Genomic DNA, 22,011 nt, shown 5'->3' with positions numbered 1-22,011 from the left:
AGTCAATAATTTTATTTATCTTTGAGAAAGTTAAAACATTAAAAAAATGAAATTACCAAAGTTTTTATTAGCAGATAATTCGGAGTTTCCAGAAGATCTATTCGTAGTTCATACAGAATACCCAAGATTTATCTTAAACGTTGAGGAAGAAGAAGTTGAGTGGTTAGATGATCTTGAAGGTGATGATGAAGAAACTATGGCAGACGAAGCTACTAAAGTAGTAGAAGCAGCGTTTAAATGGTGCGACGAAGAGTTGGCTAAGTACGACGAAGAAGAGGAAGATTAATAACACTCTAAACATAAAAAAGGAACTCAATTGAGTTCCTTTTGTTTTTTATTCTGATTTATTGAACTTCAATAATAAAAGATTGTCTTTATACAATTCTAAAGTATTTCCGGAAATTACATATTTATTTGCTTTTCCCATCATATCCATAAAATTCTGCTCTACTCCGATGTTATTACACATCATTTTTGTAGATCCCATTTGTCCTGCTGTAAAACCACCTGTAGAAGGATCTATTGAAGCCGTTCCGAAATAGTTGTTACATCCGGCATTTCCTGTGATCTTCTCTCCTTCAATATTCAATGTCGGGATTTTACCTTTTACATTGTCAGCCAATGTCCATTTTGTATTGGCAAGAGCAGGCTGAGCCTTTCCTACTTTAGAAGCAGAAGGGCTCGTCATGGATCCACATGAAGCCAAAACTGCAGCTGTACATATACTTAAAAAAAGATTTTTCATTTTTTTCTTTTTGAATTCATCCAAATTTACGGAAATTATATTATCTAAACGGGTTGACGTGAATTTTATTATTCTTTAACACTTGATATTTTGAATATTTTTCAGAATTATTTTTACGCTCTTGATAATCAAAAAAAGGGTTGAAAGCGTTAAGACATAAGAACTTTATCTGCACTAAAGTTGTAGCGTTGCCTTTGTCATTCCGAAGGAATCTATACTATAATTGGTTTATAAAATATATTGAGGCTCCTACGGAGTAACAAAGACTGTGGATAGATTGTTTTTATACAAGATTTCTATTTTAACACTAATGACACTAATATTTTCACTAATATCACTAATGCAATTCAATAGGAACGGGCTTTAGCCCGTTTACATAAAAAAGCCAACATTCAAATGGCTTTAGCCGAAACATAACATTACAACCGGCATTATTAAAACAAAGAAACGGACTTTAAAAAGTCCGTTTCTTTTATCGTGAAGTATATTTTCAAGTATTAAGATCTCAACTCTGCATTGAATTCTTTCTGGAAAGCTTTGATCAGAGAATCCATTACTTCTGTAATCTCTTTTTCTTCCAGTGTTTTTTCTTCGTTCAACAGTTCAAAGCTCATTGCATAAGACTTCTTGCCTTCAGGAAGATTTTTACCTTCATACACGTCGAATAGGTTAATATTTTTAATGAATGGAGATTTATTCTTTTTAGCCGTCTGATATAAATCCTGATAGTTTACATTTTTATCAATCAATAAAGCTAAGTCTCTTCTGATTTTGTTGAATTTCGGAATGTCTTTGAATTTCAATTCGTTTTTAGAACGTAATTCCTGAGCATATTCCAGTTCGATTTCTGCATAGAAACAATCCTGGTCAATATCAAAATCTTTTAATAAAGCAGGAGCTACTTTTCCAATTCTCACCAAAGCTTTACCATCTGCTTCATATACCAATGCATCAGAAAATCTTTCATCAGACAGAGCAGTTTCTTTATAATCTACAGCCAATCTTTCCAATAAAACTTTTACATAAGCCTTAAGGTTATAGAAGCTTACTGCAGATTTTGGCTGAAGCCAGTTTTCGGCAACATCTCTACCGGAAACCAACAAAGCCAATTGTTTTCTTTCTTCATATTTATCTTTTTTGTGATAAATTTTTCCTAATTCAAAGAATTTAATGTCCTGATTCTTTCTGTTGATATTATATACAGCATTCTGAAGAAGTCCTTCCAATAAAGATTTTCTCATGAATGCTAAATCCCCGCTTAAAGGATTTAACAACTTTACGGCATCAGTTTCATCTTTTACAGAAGTCAATGAGTTGTTCATTACTTCGTTGAAACCAATACTTTGTAAAGCTCTTGCCCAGCTGTTTTCCAGTTCATCCTGATCGTTAGCACTTAGCTTAACAGGGGTAAACGAAATTTTCTGTGGAGCGTCAATTTTATTGTATCCGTAGATTCTTAAGATCTCTTCAATTACATCAATTTCTCTTGTTACATCTGCTCTGTAAGCAGGAACAGAGATTTCAAAACCATTAGGAATTTCATTTAAAACCTGAATTTCCAATGCTTTTAAGATTTCTTTTACTTTTTCTCTGTGAATTTTTGTTCCTAAAATCTGCTCAATTTTAGAGAATCTCAGGATCACATAATTGTCTTCTATTTTCTTAGGATATTCTTCCAATAACTCTCCTACTAATTTTCCTTCAGCAATTTCCTGAATCATCTTAATAGCATGAGTGATAGCCGTTCTTGTAAGATTTGGGTCTACTCCTCTTTCAAATCTGAAAGAAGCATCCGTATTCAAACTGTGGGCTTTTGCTCCTTTTCTTACCGCAATCGGGTTGAAGTAAGCACTTTCAAGGAATATTGTTTTTGTAGTTTCTGATACTCCTGAATTCTCTCCACCAAATACCCCGGCAATACACATTGGGTTATCTTTACCGTCTTTGATCATAATCTCAGAACCGTTCAATGTTCTTTCAACCCCGTCTAAAGTTGTAAATTTTGTTCCCGGTTTTACAACTCCTACTTTCACTTTCTTATCTGCAATTTTGTCTGCATCAAATGCGTGAAGCGGCTGTCCGTACCCGTGAAGAATATAATTTGTAATATCTACAACATTGTTAATTGGGCTTAGGCCGATTGCTTTCAGCCTGTCTTTTAACCAAGATGGGGATTCTGCTACTTTTATGTCTTCAATAACAGCTCCGATATATCTTGGACACAATTCTGCATCTTCGATTTCCAGGGTGAAATCATGAGTTCCTTCATTATTCAAAGCTTCAGAAGCTACTTTGTTAAATTGAGATTTCAGCTGGTTTGTAGAAAGATACGCATGAAGATCTCTTGCAACCCCATAGTGAGACATTGCATCTGTTCTGTTCGGCGTTAGTCCGATTTCAAACACCTCATCATTGGTAAGCTCAAAATAATCAGCAAAGTTTTTTCCTACTTCATATTTTGTTTCGTCCAGCACCATGATTCCTCCGTGATCTTCGCTAAGACCTAATTCGTCTTCTGCACAGATCATTCCCTGAGAAACCTCACCTCTGATTTTTGCTTCTTTAATTTCAAAAAAGTTTCCGGTTTTGTCATAGATTTTTGTTCCGACAACTGCTACAGGAACTGTCTGCCCAGCTTCTACGTTAGGAGCTCCACAAACAATATTCAATACTTTTCCGTTTCCTACGTCTACTGTTGTCTTATTCAGTTTGTCAGCATTCGGATGCTTTTCGCAGGTTAATACTTTACCTACAACAATTCCTTCCAGACTGCCTCTTACGCTTTCAAATTTATCTATCCCTTCAACCTCAAGACCTATATCTGTAAGGAATTCACCGATTCTTTCAGTTTTTGATTCCGTTTTTACAAAGTCCTTCAGCCAGTTGTTTGATATTTTCATTTGTTAATCTATCTACTTATTTAATTCGTCAGATGAGCTCTAAGGTTTCATCTGCTCTATTTTGAAACTTTTATTTGAAATCCCACACCCTTTCCGGTATGATTTTTCGAGCTACAAATGTCGTGTTTTTTTGAGAAATAGAGAAATTTAGAAGCGACTTTAAGAGAATTAATTTTCGTTAATAATTCTTCTTCTGATTGATGAATCTATTGAGCAGACGGTTTCAATACTTTCTTCAGACTATCAGAAAATACTACCAGCCCTCCGGCCATCATGATAATATCTTTCAAGACCAAACGCCCTGCTCCGGACAGATAAGGAAACCCAAACTGAGGCGTAGGATAATCTCCGCCCAGATTAGGCACGTAAACTTCAGGAGTGGTTATAAGAAATGACAGCGTAATGAGTGACATTAAAAATGTTAAAGCACCACCAACGGCTCCGATTTTAGGAAACCAAATTCCGAATAACACAAAAAATCCGATAACGAGAATCATTGTTCCCAAGCCATAGGAAAAAATATAGGTTCCGTTTTTTGTATGCCAATCAATATTTTTCTGAATAACTTTTCCTTCCGGGGTTTTATATAAGGTATATTCTGCAACAGGTTTTTTGTCTTCATTAAGAACTTTATTCCCGGCATTTTTGTAGAAGAAACTCATGAAAGGACTATTGGCTACAAAGGGCACAATTCCTTCTGCTTCGTAATGGAAAGCCTTCAAGCCTCCAATCCAGGCCATAACAATGAAGATTGAAATTCTGAGAAAATTGAAAAACCAGGTATCCAACTCTAATAAACGGTGGTAAAGTCTGTTGTCTTGCATGTGATTTATTTTTTTAACAAAGGTATTCACATGCCTACAGCGCCAACATAGATATTTGAGGACATTACATGGACATTTTCGCCACCACAGAGATTCCTACCTGTTCTCTATATTTTTTTGGGGAACATCCTACCGACTTTTTAAAGTACCTGCTGAAGTAAAATTCATCGGCAAATCCCAGTTCTGAAGCAATTTCCTTTACAGATCTAAAGGTTAAATGCAGCAGTTTTTTTGATTCCAGAATGATTCTTTCATTGACAAGCTGCGTGGGTGTTTTCGCAAATTCTTTTTTTACAGCCTTGCTTAATGTATTATTGGTTATATTCAGCTTGTCACTGTAAAATGACAGTTCTTTTTCATTTTTAAAATAAATTTCCAGCAGTTTCTGAAATTCAAAAGCGTTCTTATTAGGAATTTTTTCACTAGAAATCACACTGTTTTCAATACTGCTTTTCTGTTTACTGCCAATGGCAAGAATAAGCTGAATATAAGTTTTGATAATGGATTCTGAAAACTGATGTTTTTCAGATTCTTCTTTTTTGATGTGATTAAAAAGTTCGAGAATATAGTTATAGTTTTTCTTCTGACAGCTCAACGCCAGGATTCAGATAAATATTATTGAAAAGAAGCCCGTTACAGGCCACTTCTTCTTTATGATATTCGATACAGTAATAGTCACCATGGAAGAAAAGCATGTGGATATTTTCATCAGATTCCGAAGCCAGTTTCAGTTTTTGATAAGGGGAAAGAAACAGTATGTTGTATCCACTGTAAGAATAATTAATATCATCCACAGAGAAAACACCGGAACCTTTCCATAGAACAACACTGTAATTTTCAGTAGTGAGTTCTGAAGGAAAATCTGAGGTGTGGTATAACTGTATTTTTATTTTCATAATTAGTATCTTTTAAACACTAATACCTCTAATGATTCACAAATAACACGATCTGTTTAATACTCTTTTGAATATGTTTTTTTCTCTGCCAGATATTCATTTTTGCTTCCATTACCGGTTCTGAACAGGGTTTTGAGAGTATTTTTTTGCTTTGGTTTTGAAGGATCGGGAAGAAAGCATTGGAAATGTAAATGAGGACCATTTGTCCAGCCTGTGTTGCCGCTTAATCCTATTAAATCACCTTTTTTAACCTCATCTCCTATGTTAACTTTAACCCCATTTTGTTTCAGGTGAAAATATTGCGCAATGGTTCCATCTGAATGTAAAATTGAAATATAATTGGCCTGATTAGCACAACTTGATGTAGGACATCCTGTATTATTACTCTGAACAGCATCAATCACTTTGCCTTCTCTTGCTGCCGTAATTTCTGTTCCTTCAGGCATTACGAAATCTAAAGAGTTTTCGTTCTGGTGAGAAAATATTCCATTGTACCCCTGATAAACATTGAAGGATTTCCCTTTTTGAAAAGGAAGATCATATATATAGTCCGCATCATAGGTCTTTATCGTTGCATCTCCAGCCAATGTATAATAAGCAGGCATTTTCTTAATTTTCCAACCTTTTTTATTATCATTGACAACAAAATAAGCAATTTTGTTTTTTGTTGATTTAGGAGGCAGTACTCTGATCATTTTAAATGCTTCCGGACTCTTCAAATTTTCTGTTTCCGGCTGCTCTGAGAATGTTATTGAAATGGGATAGATTTCAATATTATCAGCATAGTAAGTAATAATATCTTTCGTATGCTCATAATACATTTTTGCACTCTTCTGAGAGAAAGCCCATAGAGAGCAGATAAGTGATCCGAGAATTGTTATTTTTTTCATGTTTATTAAAATGTTTTTCTTACTATACTTTTACTTTGACGCTCATAATTCCTAAGTCAATTCCACATCATTACAACTATGAGCCGGAATGCAGGATTACAAAAAAAGCCGGAAAAATTCCAGCTTTCTTTTATTTATATACGTTAATGTTATAATCCGATTACCGGCATTGACAGCATTAAGATATTTTCGTTTTCTTCAAGACCGTCAAGAGGTTCAATGATCCCTGGTCTGTTAGGTTGAGACATTTTCATGGTGATATCGTCAGATCCTAAGATCGTCAGCATTTCAGTTAAAAATTTAGAACTGAATCCGATATTGATATCTTCTCCATTGTAGTCACAAGGAATCTGCATATCTGCTTTATTTGCATATTCAGTATCTTCTGCATGAAGGTGAAGAATATTTCCGGAAAGCTTGAATCTTACCTGATTGGTAGATTTATTAGACATGATAGATGCTCTTTTGATAGCTCCTAACAGAAGATTTCTGTTGATTGTCAATACATTTGGATTTTCCTTTGGAATTACCGCTGTATAGTTTGGATATTTTCCATCAATCAGTCTACAGATCCAGATATGCTTACCAAAAGTAAACTTGGCCATATTCTCATTGAAATCGATAGTAACGTCTTCATTGGAACTTGCCAGGATATTTTTGAAAATGTTCAGAGGCTTTTTAGGCATGATAAACTCCATCGGTTCAGCATTCATAAGGTCTGCTCTTTTGTACACCACCAATCTGTGGGAGTCTGTAGAAACGAAATTGGTTTCGTTTTCTCCAAACTGGAAAAGAACCCCTGTCATTACTGGGCGAAGGGAATCATTACTTGTAGCGAATAGTGTGTTTGTCAAAGCTTCAGACAGAACTCCTGCCGGCATCGTAACACTTTGTGAAGCGTCGAATTCCGGTAATTCGGGATAGTCATCAGCATTGTCTAATGCTACTGCGAAATTATCTTTTTCATCTAAAATCTCAAGCTGGCTTCCAGTACCTTCGGCATTGTCTTTTACAACAAATGTCAGAGGCTGTTCACCATATGTCTTGATAAAATCCTGAAAAATTTTAGCAGGAACAGCAAATTTACCTGTATCATCAGACTTTACTTCCAGAGAAGTAACAAGAGTTGTCTCTCCGTCAGATGCTGTAATGGTAACATTATTTCCGTCTAATTCAAAAAGATAGTTTTCTAAAATCGGTCTCGATTGAGAGCTTGATATTACGCCACTTACAGTTTGCAAAGCCTTCTGCAGTTCACCACTTGAAATAATAAATTTCATAGATTTATAAAATAAGTTTCTACAAATATAATAAATAGATACAATAAAGAAAAGAATAATATGGAGGAGTTTTTAACAAAGAGCCTTAATTTGTTTTGAGCCTTGATATTATGCTTAAATTTCTTTTGATCCTGAAATTTTCATCAAAACATTCACTTTATTCCAATTTGTATTTATTCTTTTCTCCTTCAAAACTCATTAAAATATCAGTATTGGAGGCAAAAGAGGATAAACGTTGATCGTTTTCTTTTATAATATCCTACTTCAAATATAAAAGATAACTCACAACAATCAAAATACAAAGACTATATTTGTCTGAAAAGTTCAGAATTATGCAAAAACCTCCCATTCATAAAAGTTTTCTCAATGCTTTCCGGGGTGTTTTCATGATGATAAAAACGGAAAGAAATTTCCAGATTGAGCTGCTGGCATTCTTTGTCAATCTCTTTCTTATTTTTTATTTTAAACTAAACAACACAGACACAGCTTTGGTTATCATCGCCTCATTTGCTGTTTTAAGTGCTGAAATTTTCAATACTGCCATTGAAAAGATCTGTGATATCATTCAACCCAATTTCGACAAAAGAATCGGCTTTATTAAAGATATTGCTGCCGGTGCTGTAGTATTGACGGCCATTGCATCGGTGATTGTTGGGGTTTTGGTGTATGGAAAATATGTTGTAAGATTGATGAAGACTATAAAACTGTTGTTCCTGTAGGTTCTGACCACCCCGTCAAAAATTCAAAGAATTTTTGCCACCCTTCCGAGGGAGGAAAATTTCACGTCTTCAGTTCAAAAGTCTGTGAAGGCAAACTATTTTTTTATCTTATTTCACTGCAATCAAGATATCCACTTCCGCATCTGACGGATCTTGTGCTTTTTCTCCATAGATTTCAAAATCGGCGGTAAATTTTCTTCCCAGATCCATTTCCCAAATTTTCAACCATTCATTGATCACCAAACCTTTTGAAAGGTCTCCTTTTGTGGTAAATCTCACGTAGTCTCCACCATCAAAAGAATAACCGATCATCCCTTCAGGAATATTATCTAGGTTTTGCACTTTACAGCCAAGAACTGTTGTATAAGGTTTTGTATGGTCTTTTTCGTAATCTGTATAGATGGAATAAATGGTATTGTCTATCTTATTTGGAATTGAATTGAGAATATCCCCGTTAATCAATTTTTCCCATAACACAGGAATATCTTTTGCAGCCTGCCCATCTTCATTGGTTGTTCTTACTGAGATCCCGATAACCTTAAAAGGTTCTATTTTCACGTTATTCATTTCTTGATTTTTTGTTATGTGACAAAGATAAAGACAGCTTGTGACAAGAGTATGTCAGTAGTTTTTTAATGGGTTTTAAAATCTTTTTTTAAGTTTTGGCTAAAGCCAATGGAGTTCTGCTTATTGTTTAAATGGGCTAAAGCCCATTCCTATTGAATATTCATTTGTGGTATTAGTGAAATCATTTGTGTTATTTGTGTTTAAGCTGTAATGTATATGCATTAAAGCCTCTTACCACAATTTATCTAAGGTATCTTTGTCCATTCCGCCAGGAATCTAAATACCTATTTAAGTTTAGATTCCTTGCTTCGCTCGGAATGACAAAGAGAACGGTGATGCTTACCAAAGAAAAATTACCTGAGTTCAGTATTTCTAATTCTTATTGAGATTGCTTCGCTTTGCTCGCAATGACAGTATGGGTATGTTTTAAAGATAAGGAACTACTTCCCGACATAGATAAACCCTTTTTTCCCGGATTTAAAAACAGTTTCAATTCTTTTGTAGTCATCCACTTCATATTCATCTGCCTGAAGGATTTCCGCTTCTGTTACTTCAAAAAGCACTCCTTCTATCAGGTCTTCATCATTCCCCGAAAACTGAAGTACAGGATGGTATTTCTGACCGCTTTTCCGCAGTACTTCAGGATCTGTAATTTCAATACTGTTTAGTTTATATCCTGATAAGACATCTTTTTCACCTTGTAAAAGTCTTCCAAAGGTTTCCATTTGAACCTGCTCTTTCTGTAAGGTTCCGTAAGAAAATAAATTGGGCATTATAAATATTTTTCGATAATTGGTATAGCTACCTCAGCCATCATTCCATAGCCTTTTTCGTTGGGGTGCACTCCGTCTGCAGATAATAGAATCTCTTTATCTTCAAGGAAAGCAGAATAAAAATCAATATACCCCAGTGAATGTTCTGAGGCAAGATCTTTAAGGATCTGGTTATAGATAACAACTTCCCCATTTGTTCTTAATTTGCCTGAGCTTACCACTACTCCATCTATTTTTTGAGAAAAAGGGAGAATGCTCACAAGATAAATTTCGTTGGAAAATTCTTTGGCGTGCGCGATGGCAGTAGTCATGTTGTTTTTAAATTTTTCAGAATCTACAATCTGTATCCCGTCTTTTATCGCAAGGTCGTTGGCTCCGTAACTTAAAAAAACAAGGTTTCCATCAGCAGAATTTCTGGCACTGAGTTCGTGGGGAATTCTTTTCAGTAATCCTTCGGTAGTCTCTCCTCCGATTCCCAAATTGAATAAGATCAGTTCATCTCCATTTCCTTCGTGAAATTGCTGCAAGGCATATCTTTTCAAAATATCTACCCAGCCTCCAAAAACACCGTCATATTCTCCATAAGTAATGCTGTCACCGAAGAACAGCCCATAAATAATTTTCTTCATTCAATTCTTATTGTTTCCTGTTTTGTTAAAGTAAAAATAGTGAGAAAAATTATTAATATCTTTCAACTTGCGTAGTTTTTAACACAAAAGGCGCTAAGTATTTATATTTAATTCTTATGTTTTCGTTCGCAAAGTCGTTTCACTCAGCAATAGACGTATTTTTACCCTTGTTGCACGAAGTGATTTGAACCATTATGATTTGTGAAGAGGTGAAGAATTATGAATGTAATAGTTGAAGCTATTATTAAGCAGACTGCTTTATTCATCGTTAATGAATCTTAACTTTCCTTAAAATCTTTATTATTCATAATGGTTTAAGATTCTAATTACTCATTGCTCATTACTTATCATTCCAGCTTCAATGCAATATTGCTATGTGACTGTATAATTTCCACCAGAATTTCAAAAAGAGTCTGCCCTTTTCCTTCGGTCAAATCATCTAATTTCTGCTGAATCAATTCTATGTTGAATGATTTTCCCTGTCTGATTTTATTGTTGTAGAATTCACGAGTGGCATCAAAACCAAGGTCTTGTTTTGATTTCTCTGATTCTTTCCAGATGATTTCAATTTCTTCTTTTCCTTCTATTACTCCGAAACCTCCGTAGAGAATATCATCAAAACCGTCAAGAGTTCCCACTTTCCAATCTGCATCTTTCATCAGAACATTGGAAACTTCTTCGTAGAAACCGGCTAAAGACGAAAAATGACCGCCATGGATGACGATCATTTTTCTTGTATTGTTATTTGAAGTATTCAACACCGTTTTTGAATATGTTGTGATAATTCGCGGTTGGTATATTTTTCATGAGACCTTCAGCAAATCGTTCCGGGTGTCCCATTCTTCCGTAGATCTTTCCGCATGGGCTGGTAACTCCTTCAATTCCGAATAATGAATTATTCGGGTTGAATGGCATTCCGTGAGCAATGTTTCCATCAAGATCAATATATTGAGTTGCAATCTGTCCGTTTTCATACAGCTTTTTGATTTCTTCTTCTGAAGCCATGAAACGTCCTTCTCCATGGGAAATCGGAATGGTGAAAGTCTGACCTTTCATTCCTTTTAACCAAGGGCTTTCGTCATTCACTACTTGTACTGTTACCATCTGAGAGATATGTCTTCTGATCGCGTTGTGAGCTAGCGTTGGAGAGTTTTCATCCAAGTCTTTGATTCTTCCGTATGGCAGCAGTCCTGACTTCACAAGTGCCTGGAATCCGTTACAGATCCCGATGATCATCCCGTCTCTGTCTAATAATTCATGAACTGCATTTTTCATTTTCTCGTTTTTCAGAACGTTAACGATGAATTTTGCAGAACCATCCGGCTCATCTCCTGCAGAGAAACCTCCTGAGAATGCCAGAATCTGAGATGTTCTGATCTCTTCTACCCATGCATCAATGCTTTCATCCAATAACTGGTGATTGATATTGATCAAAGGTAAACTGCTTACTATAGCGCCTTCTTTCTGGAATGCATTCAGCGTATCATACTCACAGTTTGTTCCAGGGAATACCGGAGCGAAAACTTTAGGCTGTGCAATTCCGTGTTTTTTAATGATGATATTTCTTGGATGGATTGAATTTGATTTTTCATCAATTTCAACAGTGATCTTTTCTTTTTCTACAGTCGGGAAAAGGTTCTCGAATGTATTGGTATTAGCAGCTACAAGGTCTGTAATGTTTGATTCAAGACCATTGATTTTTACAATACCTGAATCTTTCACTTCTCCGATAAGCTGAAGAGCAACCGAGTGTAATTCTTCTTTTGCTTCGATGATTAAGCTACCGATATTTTTAGCCAATAAAACAGTTTCATCAGCATTGATTTCAGCCCCTAATCTGTTTCCGAAACTCATTTTTGCTAAAGCTACTGCAAGACCTCCTTCTTTTACTGTTTTCACAGAAACAATTTTTCCTGCTTTGATGTTTTCAAAAATGAATTCAAAAACTTCTTTTAAAGCATTATAGTTTGGAAGTCCACTTTCCTGAGCGATATGATTGAAGAAATACAGTTTGTTTCCTGCATTTTTCAATTCAGGAGAAATGATATTTTCTTTATCTCCGTTAGCGCATGCAAAAGAAATCAAGGTTGGTGGAACATTCAGATCCTGATACGTTCCACTCATGGAATCTTTACCTCCGATGGCAGCAAGACCTAAATTGATCTGAGCATCATAGGCTCCTAAAAGTGAAGCTAAAGGTTTACCCCATTTTTCCGGGTTTTGACCTAATTTCTCGAAGTATTCCTGGAAGCTTAGTCTGATGTTTTTATAATCACCTCCCATCGCTACAATCTTCGCAACACTCTCCACTACCGCGTAAGATGATCCTAACAGTGAGTTTTGTTTTGAGATTTCAGCATCGAATCCCCAGCTTGCCAAAGAAACGGTTTTAATATCTTTTGCTCCTAATATCGGTAGTGTCTGTACACTTCCTTCCATCAGGGTTTGCTGGTACTTTCCACCTAAAGGCATTGCTACTGTAGTTGCTCCAATTGAAGAGTCAAACATTTCAAGCAGTCCTTTTTGAGAAGCTACGTTTTTATCTTTTAAGATATTCAGGAAGTTTTCTGCTGTGAACTCTTTTGTTTCTTCTTTTACTTCTTCAAGGTGAGTGATTTTCACTTCCTGAGATTTTGAACATCCGTTGGTGTCTAAGAAAGCTCTTGAAAGGTCTACAATCTTGTCTCCTTTCCAGAACATCTGCATTCTTCCGGAATCTGTCACTTTTGCTACTTCTACGGCAACAATATTTTCAGCTTCACAGAATTTGATGAATTTTTCTTTATCCTGAGTATCTACTACCACCGCCATTCTTTCCTGAGATTCAGAAATAGCCAGTTCGGTTCCGTTTAATCCTTCATATTTTAAAGGTAATACGTCAAGGTTTACTTCTAAAGAGTCTGCAATTTCGCCAATCGCTACAGAAACACCTCCTGCTCCGAAGTCGTTTGATTTTTTGATCAGCTTCGTTACTTCAGGGTTTCTGAACAATCTCTGGATTTTACGCTCTTCTACAGCATTTCCTTTCTGAACTTCAGAACTCATGGTGTGGATAGAAGTTTCGTCCTGCTCTTTTGAACTTCCGCTTGCTCCTCCTACTCCGTCACGACCTGTTGCACCTCCTAAAATGATGATTGAATCACCGTTTTCAGGTTTCTCACGTCTTACCCAATCTACAGGAACAGCTCCGGTAACGAAACCTACTTCCATTCTCTTGGCTTTGTATCCTTCGTCATAGATTTCAGAAACCATTGTAGTGGCAAGACCGATCTGGTTACCGTAAGACGAATATCCGTTAGCAGCCTGCTTTGTAATGGTTTTCTGAGGTAATTTCCCTGGTAATGTTTTGTCAACAGATTCTAAAACGTCTGCAGCACCTGTTAATCTCATAGCCTGGAAAACAAAAGATCTTCCGGATAATGGGTCTCTGATAGCACCTCCCAAACAAGTGGATGCTCCTCCAAAAGGTTCAATTTCTGTAGGGTGATTGTGTGTTTCGTTTTTGAATAATAAATACCAAGGTTCTTTTTTACCGTCGTATTCTGCTTCAATCTGAATGGTACATGCATTAATCTCGTCTGAAATAACAAGATTATCCAGATTTCCTGTTTTATGGAAATATTTACCGCATACTGTTGCCAGATCCATTAAAGAAATTGGCTTCAGCTCACGGCCTAAGAATTTTCTTTTTTCGATATAATCATTGAAAATAGTTTCCAATGTGTGTTTGAACTGACCTTCAAACTGAATGTCTGACAACTGTGTTTCGAAAGTCGTGTGACGACAGTGGTCGCTCCAATACGTGTCTAATACTTTTAATTCTGTTTCTGTAGGATTTCTTTCTTCAGTTTTGAAGTATTCCTGAATGAATTTCAAGTCGTCTAATCCTAATGCAAAACCGTGGTTGTTATAGAAATTCTCCAGTTCCGCATCATTGAAATTGATGAAGTTTTCGTGAATGATTACTTTTGACGGTGTTTCGTCAGCAGGAATATCCAGAATTGACAAGTCTTTTTCCTGAGATTCCACTTTGTTGATCAGAAGGTCTTTGATTTTAGCCAAATCTGCTTCAGAAACTCCTTCAAATTCGATCAGTTTTCCACTTCTTACTTTTGATTTTTCATTTTCTGTAAGCAATGCAATACACTGCTGTGCAGAATCTGCTCTCTGATCATACTGTCCCGGCAAAAACTCCATTCCGAAATGAATAGCTTTTGCAGGGTTTTCTGTGTGTAAAATATCAGTAACAGGGTCTACGAAAGTGTTGTTCACCACTTTTTCAAATTCTCCGTCATTCAGATTGAAAATATCGTACACATTGTATACTTTCACGCTTTGAACAGCCGGAACCACCGCTTTTACTTCATCAAAAATTTTTGGACTTTCAACATCGAAAATTCCTCTTTTTTCTACGAAAATTCTTTTGTTATTAGACATTAGATGTCAGATTTTTAATATTAGATTTATTTTTTATTTTCAAATTTATTTCTTGCTATCTCTATTGAACGATGCAATTTTTCAAGCAAAACTTTTTCTGAAGGTAAGATAAGTAAATATTCTGCAACTTTTATATTATCACTTTCCAGATTCATAAGTTCAATATGTTCGGAATTTTTTCCTGAACATAGGATTAAACCAATGGGTGCATTTTCACCTTCTACTTTTTCATATTTATTAAGGTATGAGAGATAGAGTTCCATCTGACCTTTATGGCTGGCTTCAAACTCACCCAATTTCAGTTCGATAACGACTAAAGATTTTAGTTTCCTATGATAAAAAAGTAAATCCAGATAGTAATCCCTATTATCTATTGTGATTCTTTTTTGTCTTGAAAGAAAGGCAAAATCAGTTCCCAATTCAGAAATAAATTTTTGAAGCTCAACAATAATTGCTTCTTCTAAGTCTTTTTCAGAAAAGGTATCTTTCAATTCTAAAAAGTCAAGAAAATATGGATCTTTAAAAACCAAATCAGGATTTAGAATATTATTTTCAGACCAGTTTTTCAGTTCTTTATCAATTATTTCTTCAGGTCTTTTGCTGATGGCAGTACGCTCAAAAAGCAAAGAATTAATTTTGTCTCTTAAAGTTCTCACACTCCAGTTTTCTATCTTACAGACTTCAAGATAAAAGTTTCTTTTAGTATCTTCAGCAATGGGAACAAGGAGCAAAAAATGAGTCCATGATAATTGTCGCATCGCTGATGTGACAATTTCAAAATCATTAAAAACAGACGCAAACTGCATCATTTTTCGGATATTCTTTTCAGAAAAAGAGTTTCCAAATTCTAATGTAAGCTGTTGAGAAATCTGTACAATGACTTCTTTGCCATATTCTGCTCTTTTATTTTCTAAAACATCTTCATTTATTCTTCTTCCAATTTTCCAATACAAAACCACCATCGCCGAGTTTACCTGAACTGCAACCTGACCTCTTGTCTTGTCTACCAGCTCTTTAAGATCGGTCATTAATTGTTGATGATTCTGGTTCTGTAACATTATTAAAATTTAGATGTCAGATTTTTTACTATTAGATTTATTTTTCTTTTATTGAATTTAAAATTTCATACTTTAAATCCTTTTGTATTGGAAATTTTTGAAAGAGATTTTTCTACAATTACTATTCTGTGCAAATTTAAAGGAATAAGTCATATCTTCTTCAAATTTACCTCGCGGAATTTCCAACTTTCTCTTATTTGTTTATAAACTTATTCGGGTTATCCTTACGTTCTTTCTGAAAATCCTCTGCATTTTTTATTTCTTCTTTTAACCAGTTTTCAAAAGGAACTTTTTTCTCATTGTAATCATCCAGAGCATAAAATGTTTTTCCATCTTCTGAAACCAGAAACTTGAAACGATAAAGCATATCCAGGTCTTTCTTTCTGTGATTATAGGTATTTACCTGATAATACGGAAAATTTTCTTTTGGTCTTTCTACAATTTCAAAAAACAGATTCTTTTCATTTTCAGACAATTTATTGTAAAAATTCACATAATAAAGATCTGAAAGCTTTTTCTTCTGCTTTTCAAAAAACTGAAGGACATTTTTCTCTTTTTCATTGTATTGAAATGGGTTCGGATAATATTTCCCATCTATTTCAACATTTTTCGCTGTTGGTTTTGTAAGTGACTGAACGGTTTGTCCTTTGACATTCATCACCCCCCATTTACCGCCTACAATGGATCTGTGCTCGTCATTTGTTTTTTCCCAGTCACAGCCGTCACAAAACGCAGCGTATCCGTAATTAAAAGGTGATACAAAATCATGCTCTGCTTCAATAACGATCTTACCGTTGCGGTCTGCAAATCCTACTTTACCATTTTTAACCAATCTTCTCAGCCCTTCAGAGAAATAATCCGGGCCATTATCATAAAGGAAAGGTTTGTAAAGAAATGTACCACTTCTGTCATATACATTTCCCCAGGCATTTTTCTCTGGTTTTTCGCCTTCTTTATCTCCGTCAAAAAGAATAGTTTCTCCTTCTACAGGATCTCCATCTTTAAGGTATGAAAAGACTTTGAACTGTGCAGGAACAATTATTTTCCCTGCTTTATTTTTTACTCCAACCAGTGAATCTTTGGATTTAAAATAATATAAATCCTTTGTACCCTGAGAAAAGGATATGATTGGCGTCAATAAAATGGTTACCAGCAGTTTTTTCATATTGATCGGGGTTGGAAATAAAATATGCAGCCGAAAAGACTGCATATTGTTTTATACTTTAAGATCAGCTTCCAATCCTATTAAGTCTTTGTTTTGGTCTATAATCGGCTGTACCTCATTCTTGACGAATTCTTCCGTCTGGATAGGCGCGAAACCAATAAAGTTCTTAGGATCCAAAACTTCTTTCAGTTTTGATTTGTCCAGTTTTAAAGAATCATCATTTAAGATTCTTTCGATAAGGTCATTTTCTTTTCCTTCTTCTTTCACTTTCTTAGAAGCTTCCATAGAATGAACTCGGATCACCTCGTGGATTTCCTGACGGTCTCCACCTGCTTTCACTTCTTCCATGATAATGTATTCTGTCGCCATGAAAGGAAGTTCTTCCATAATATGCTTGTTGATTCTGTTCGGATATACAACGATTCCGTTCATGATATTATTCCAGATCAATAGAATAGCATCAACAGCTAAAAATGCCTGAGGAATTGTTAATCTCTTGTTCGCTGAGTCATCCAATGTTCTTTCAAACCATTGTGTAGAAGCTACCATTGCTGAACTTGTTGTCAGAGACATTACATATTTTGCCAATGCTCCGATTCTTTCACTTCTCATCGGGTTACGTTTGTAAGCCATTGCAGATGAACCGATCTGGTTTTTCTCGAATGGTTCTTCAATCTCCTTAAGGTTCTGAAGTAAACGTAAATCGTTTGTGAATTTGTGTGCAGATTGTGCAATATTTCCTAATAGAGCAACTACTTTCGCATCAATTTTTCTATCATAAGTCTGTCCGGAAACTCCGAAAACTTTATCAAAACCGAATCTTTTTGAAAGTTCTTTATCTAAATGTTTTACTTTAGAATAATCACCGTTGAAAAGTTCAAGGAAACTTGCAGCAGTTCCTGTAGTTCCTTTTACTCCTCTGAAACGAAGCGTTTCAAGGAAGAAATCCAATTCTTCGATGTCAAGAACCAGACTCTGTAACCAAAGTGTAGCTCTTTTTCCAACTGTTGTTAACTGAGCTGGCTGGAAGTGTGTAAATCCTAAAGTCGGAAGGTCTTTGTACTGAATAGCAAAGTCTGCTAAGTTCTTCATTACGTTCACCAACTTTTTCTTTAAGATTAAAAGTCCGTCACGAATCTGAATTAAGTCTGTATTGTCTCCTACAAAAGCTGAAGTAGCTCCCAGGTGGATAATTCCTTTTGCTGAAGGCGCCACATCACCATAAGCGTGAACGTGAGCCATTACATCATGACGGAATTTTTTTTCGTACTCTGCTGCTTTCTCATAATCGATATTTTCAGCATTAGCTTTTAACTCAGCGATCTGCTCGTCTGTAATTTCAAGTCCAAGGTCTTTTTCGATTTCAGCAAGAGCTATCCAAAGCTTTCTCCAATTCTGGAATTTGTTATTGTGTGAGAAGTTAAATAACATTTCTTCACTGGAGTAGCGCTCTTCCAATGGATTTTTGTAGGAATTCATTCGTTCTTTTACTTTTTAGATGTACAAAAATACGGTTTTTCAGTGAGAGATGAAAATCCTGCTTTTATGATTTTTCAACCCTATTGCGAATCAGATAAAGATTTCATTTATACTTTTGTCTTGAAACAAAAGTATACAAAAGTTCAAGACGGGAATCATCCGCTAAAAATTTGAATGTACTCCTAAAATTTCCAAACTCGCATGGATCACTTGGTTCTGCTTCGGTTCTAAATACATCCCATGCTCAGACAGTGGAAATTTTTTAACGGATTACATTCAAATTTTCTTAACGCTCCTGATTCCTAAGTCGATTGGAAACAGTACATCATATTCAATCTCGTTTTTTTCTCAACTTAACATTGGATTGTCATCATCATATAGGCTAGAAAAGCTCCTAAAACAGACATAATAAAACCTAATATGTTCAATATTAAAATTATAGGATTATTTTTTATCTTTTTAAAACATGTTGCTACTGCAGGAATTATAGAAAGGTTTGAAATCATGAGCATTATTGAAAAATTAAATCCTCCTTCAAAGGGACGAAAACCATTTCTTATTATGTATATATTTACAAGTAATATTATGACATTCAGAAAAATAATACCAACAGCAAGAATATAATTTATTCGGGATCGCACGAGAGTTCTATAATTAAGACTGCAAAATAACATTTTTTCAATTATACTTTTGCCTTGAAATCGAAGATTCGACGTAGTCAAACAAAAGTATGCAAAAGTTCAAGACGGGAATCATCCGCTAAAAATTTGAACGTACTCCTAAAATTTCCAAACTCGCATGGATCACTTGGCTCTGCTTCGGTTCTAAATACATCCCATGCTCAGACAGTGGAAATTTTTTAACGGATTACATTCAAATTTTCTTAACGCTCCTGATTTCTAAGTCGATTAGTGGGGAAGACATAAAATAGGCTATCCCGTTTCTGAGACAGCCATTCTTTACATTATTTTCTTGAATCAAGTTAATCAATAAGTCCGCATGATGATCCCACAGGAATACATTTTTTTACAAATGAACACCAGAAGTATCCTGGCAGACACATAGGGATACCTCCCTGAACTGTTTTTAATTCTCTTTTTGAAAGTTTTCTTAGGTTTTTCATAGTCTTAATTTTGATTTTTTTCCTACTCTATATGCTTTTCGGATTACGCTTTAATTTGGTAGTTCCAATATACATATTTTTTGGACAAAAAAAACATAACAAATTAATTTTATACGACTTACAACTTACACCATATTTATGTGCTTTCAATAATCATCAGCACTATTTTATTCATTTAAAACTGGAATTTTTACATAACTATCATTGTACCATTTGATCTGTAGTGGAATGGAAGCATCTTTTATGCTTTCTGTGCTTACGTCTTTTCCTGTTCCGTAATTCAATTGTGAAAACGGGTTTTTATTAACATCAATTTTCATGACGATTCGACTTCCTTTCTGAAGTTTTTTGCTTACAAAATGGCTATTGGTGAATTCTATCCATGTTTTGTCTCCAGGCTTCAGAAGATGTCTTTTGGTAATGTCTTTTGCATAGCTGGCTCTTCCAATATAGTACGACAAATGGAAATATTTTCCTTCGGGAGTCAATTCATATAAAGTCACTCCCAAATCCACATCTTTTTTATTAACAGAAATATGAAGCCCTCCAACAAAAGAACCGTTCACAATCATTGATTTTTCTACCGGACTGCTGGTAAAAATGAAACCTGAGCTTTGATCCAGCTCATTTTTCTCTATTGGAGAGGGATAATAATCGCTGTTGCCACTCAATTTTCGATCTTTAAAGTCAACCGTTTGAGAAAGAAATGTATTTTTATTGGAAGTTTTTGGATCAAGATAATACGTTCCATCCTTTTTTTGATTGGAAAGGTAAAACTTCAGAACATCATTGTTCATTTTTTCAAAAGATGGGGCACTGCGCCATTCATTTGCTCCCATTACTTCATAATTGATTTTGTCTTTAAGAGCTGATGGTTTGGGTCCGTTTTTCAGGATATAATCAAACCATTCATAAGTGATTTTATTGATATCAAAAAGGGCAACCTCATCTACTTTGTATTCGTTCACTTCTTTCTCACCTCCCTGCTGTGTACCAAAGTGACCGTATGGACCAATGATCAGATAAAATGGAGTATTTGGGCTATACTTCTGCAATTCTTTAAGATAATAAATACTGGAATTCTGGGAATCATTATAATAGCCGTCAAAAGCCAGAACCGGAATATTGATTTGTTTGAAATCTTCTTTATAAGGAGTCATTTTTTGCCAGTATTCATCAAAATCCGGATGGCTGATCCATCGTTGAAACCATCTGTTTGGAGTACCATCAATGCTGTCCATTTTATGATATGCTTCTCCTTTATCCCACCAGTTAAACATCATTGCTCTGAAACGCTTTCTATCATTTCCTGTTTCATTGTCCAGATATTTGTTGTTTCCTACATAAAACGCCCATTCGTAATTGGGATTAATGAAGATATTATTTTCCATAGGAAGTCCCATTCCAGGACGGTTTGCTACATAAGGAACAATTGTTTTCAATGCCGGATGAAGTGTTTTGCAGGCTGCCCACTGGCTGAAACCATTGTAACTGCCTCCATACATTCCTATACTTCCATTACACCATTTCTGCTGACTGATCCAATCTATCACATCATACGTATCATTGGCTTCAAATTCATAAGGATTTATATCATCCGGGCTCAGTCTTTTACCACGGGCATATGCAATAACACCAATATATCCTTTATCAGCAGCATTCTTCAAACTCTGAAGATCCCGCCCTGTATCCCTTACATAAATAGTAAACTGGAAAACCACCGGAAGAGCTGTTTTCTCTCCCTTTTTTCTTACTACCATCGCAGAAATTATAGCTCCATCCCTTGTTTTGACCATCACACTATCCTGAATATCATAAGAACTATCCTGAGTTTTAGCAGTTGCTGATATGCTTTGCTGCCCCTGAACAGAAACAATTGCACACAGAAAAAGAATGAACAGGTATTTTATCATTTTTTTATTTTCTAAGATATAAAAAAACCTCCGCTGTTGCAGTGGTTTTTATTTTATCAACTCAAAGTCATAGACTTTGTGTAGAGGGTTTTATATTTGTGGACACGAGCGAGACGCTCGCGCTAACAGGGCGATTTTTTATTTTATAACCTTTTTATAACAATTCTCCCCATCATGGTAGCCAAAGCAAAGTACAATATTCTTATCTTTTTTCTCAAAAAAAGTAGTATAGGTCATATCAGTATCATTCACATCTTCTGGAAAGGCAACTAAATCTTTATCAAAATTTAAATAAAAATCATTAAACTTTATTGTTTTACCTTCTAATTTGTATTTCGAATTGTAATTCAACAATTTCTTCCCTTTTATATTGTAAATTACTCTGTTATAAACCCCATCCTTGTTAATCGTTAAAGTGTCGTATGTATTCTTGTATGATATGGGTGAATATTTTCCATATATATCTTCATTACTAATATTTTGGCACGAAAATAAAAAAGGTAATAAAATTAAAGTTATACTTTTTTTCATATTTATTAAATTTAAGATGTTCTATTTAAAATCTAGGTCTTGTTAATATAGATGGTGGTGTTATAGCTTGTTTAAAAACGTT

20 protein-coding genes are annotated in these 22,011 nt (G+C 35.1%); 2 read left to right on the top strand and 18 right to left on the bottom strand.

The genetic code is table 11. The features are described 5' to 3' along the window. Positions 1-46 precede the first annotated feature (46 nt). Positions 47-286: a hypothetical protein gene (locus tag OL225_RS05690; RefSeq protein ID WP_002977986.1), complete on the top strand. Its 240-nt coding sequence runs from the start codon at positions 47-49 to the stop codon at positions 284-286. A gap of 48 nt (positions 287-334) precedes the next feature. On the opposite strand, the gene OL225_RS05685 is transcribed toward OL225_RS05690, so the two are convergent. The 7 genes from OL225_RS05685 to dnaN form a co-directional block, all read right to left on the bottom strand. Further along, positions 335-745 carry an META domain-containing protein gene (locus tag OL225_RS05685; protein ID WP_047377637.1) on the bottom strand — a complete coding sequence of 137 codons (411 nt, stop codon included), beginning with the start codon at positions 743-745 and terminating at the stop codon, positions 335-337. Positions 746-1,242: 497 nt separating this feature from the next. Further along, entirely contained in the window at positions 1,243-3,645 is a 2,403-nt protein-coding gene (pheT, locus tag OL225_RS05680; RefSeq protein WP_264517587.1) for a phenylalanine--tRNA ligase subunit beta, read from the bottom strand. Between the two features lie 206 nt (positions 3,646-3,851). After that, on the bottom strand, positions 3,852-4,469 hold the full coding sequence (locus OL225_RS05675; protein WP_264517586.1) for a YkgB family protein: 618 nt from the start codon (positions 4,467-4,469) through the stop codon (positions 3,852-3,854). Positions 4,470-4,533: 64 nt separating this feature from the next. Beyond that, positions 4,534-5,064, bottom strand: coding sequence for a helix-turn-helix domain-containing protein (locus OL225_RS22020; RefSeq protein ID WP_319800569.1), 531 nt, complete (start codon positions 5,062-5,064; stop codon positions 4,534-4,536). Further along, positions 5,039-5,365 (bottom strand): hypothetical protein, encoded by a 327-nt coding sequence (locus OL225_RS22015; protein WP_319800568.1) that lies wholly within the window; start codon positions 5,363-5,365, stop codon positions 5,039-5,041. The genes OL225_RS22020 and OL225_RS22015 overlap by 26 nt, the downstream gene beginning before the upstream one ends. 56 nt (positions 5,366-5,421) lie before the next feature. Then, complete coding sequence (locus OL225_RS05665; protein WP_047377640.1) at positions 5,422-6,255, bottom strand: M23 family metallopeptidase; 834 nt, start codon at positions 6,253-6,255, stop codon at positions 5,422-5,424. A 149-nt stretch (positions 6,256-6,404) separates the two neighbouring features. After that, positions 6,405-7,535: a DNA polymerase III subunit beta gene (dnaN, locus tag OL225_RS05660; protein ID WP_034699704.1), complete on the bottom strand. Its 1,131-nt coding sequence runs from the start codon at positions 7,533-7,535 to the stop codon at positions 6,405-6,407. Positions 7,536-7,867: 332 nt separating this feature from the next. Here dnaN and OL225_RS05655 point away from each other — a divergent pair, with 332 nt between their 5' ends. Next, positions 7,868-8,254, top strand: coding sequence for a diacylglycerol kinase family protein (locus OL225_RS05655; RefSeq protein WP_264517585.1), 387 nt, complete (start codon positions 7,868-7,870; stop codon positions 8,252-8,254). 108 nt (positions 8,255-8,362) lie between these two features. On the opposite strand, the gene OL225_RS05650 is transcribed toward OL225_RS05655, so the two are convergent. The 11 genes from OL225_RS05650 to OL225_RS05600 form a co-directional block, all read right to left on the bottom strand. Continuing rightward, complete coding sequence (locus OL225_RS05650; protein WP_264517584.1) at positions 8,363-8,821, bottom strand: GyrI-like domain-containing protein; 459 nt, start codon at positions 8,819-8,821, stop codon at positions 8,363-8,365. Positions 8,822-9,261: 440 nt separating this feature from the next. After that, entirely contained in the window at positions 9,262-9,594 is a 333-nt protein-coding gene (locus tag OL225_RS05645) for a gamma-glutamylcyclotransferase family protein (RefSeq protein ID WP_264517583.1), read from the bottom strand. After that, a complete protein-coding gene (locus OL225_RS05640; protein ID WP_264517582.1) occupies positions 9,594-10,223 on the bottom strand; it encodes an SGNH/GDSL hydrolase family protein in 630 nt (209 codons plus the stop codon). Before OL225_RS05640 ends, OL225_RS05645 begins: the two co-directional genes overlap by 1 nt. Positions 10,224-10,570: 347 nt before the next feature. Beyond that, positions 10,571-10,984, bottom strand: a complete 414-nt coding sequence (locus OL225_RS05635) for a ribonuclease inhibitor (RefSeq protein ID WP_264517581.1) — start codon at positions 10,982-10,984, stop codon at positions 10,571-10,573. After that, positions 10,965-14,660: a phosphoribosylformylglycinamidine synthase gene (locus OL225_RS05630; RefSeq protein WP_264517580.1), complete on the bottom strand. Its 3,696-nt coding sequence runs from the start codon at positions 14,658-14,660 to the stop codon at positions 10,965-10,967. Before OL225_RS05630 ends, OL225_RS05635 begins: the two co-directional genes overlap by 20 nt. Before the next feature lie 26 nt (positions 14,661-14,686). Then, on the bottom strand, positions 14,687-15,718 hold the full coding sequence (locus OL225_RS05625; protein WP_264517579.1) for a PDDEXK nuclease domain-containing protein: 1,032 nt from the start codon (positions 15,716-15,718) through the stop codon (positions 14,687-14,689). Positions 15,719-15,911: 193 nt separating this feature from the next. Beyond that, on the bottom strand, positions 15,912-16,883 hold the full coding sequence (locus tag OL225_RS05620) for a WG repeat-containing protein (RefSeq protein WP_264517578.1): 972 nt from the start codon (positions 16,881-16,883) through the stop codon (positions 15,912-15,914). Between the two features lie 51 nt (positions 16,884-16,934). Continuing rightward, on the bottom strand, positions 16,935-18,362 hold the full coding sequence (purB, locus tag OL225_RS05615) for an adenylosuccinate lyase (protein ID WP_047377647.1): 1,428 nt from the start codon (positions 18,360-18,362) through the stop codon (positions 16,935-16,937). Positions 18,363-19,344: 982 nt separating this feature from the next. Continuing rightward, complete coding sequence (locus OL225_RS05610; RefSeq protein WP_156118435.1) at positions 19,345-19,485, bottom strand: bacteriocin-like protein; 141 nt, start codon at positions 19,483-19,485, stop codon at positions 19,345-19,347. 167 nt (positions 19,486-19,652) lie between these two features. After that, on the bottom strand, positions 19,653-21,398 hold the full coding sequence (locus OL225_RS05605) for a CocE/NonD family hydrolase (RefSeq protein WP_264517577.1): 1,746 nt from the start codon (positions 21,396-21,398) through the stop codon (positions 19,653-19,655). 138 nt (positions 21,399-21,536) lie between these two features. Further along, a complete protein-coding gene (locus OL225_RS05600; RefSeq protein WP_264517576.1) occupies positions 21,537-21,929 on the bottom strand; it encodes a hypothetical protein in 393 nt (130 codons plus the stop codon). Positions 21,930-22,011 lie beyond the last annotated feature (82 nt).

Origin of the sequence: Chryseobacterium viscerum (assembly GCF_025949665.1) — a bacterium.
GTDB classification, from domain to species: domain Bacteria; phylum Bacteroidota; class Bacteroidia; order Flavobacteriales; family Weeksellaceae; genus Chryseobacterium; species Chryseobacterium viscerum_A.
This window is presented reverse-complemented; position numbering and strand designations above follow the sequence as displayed.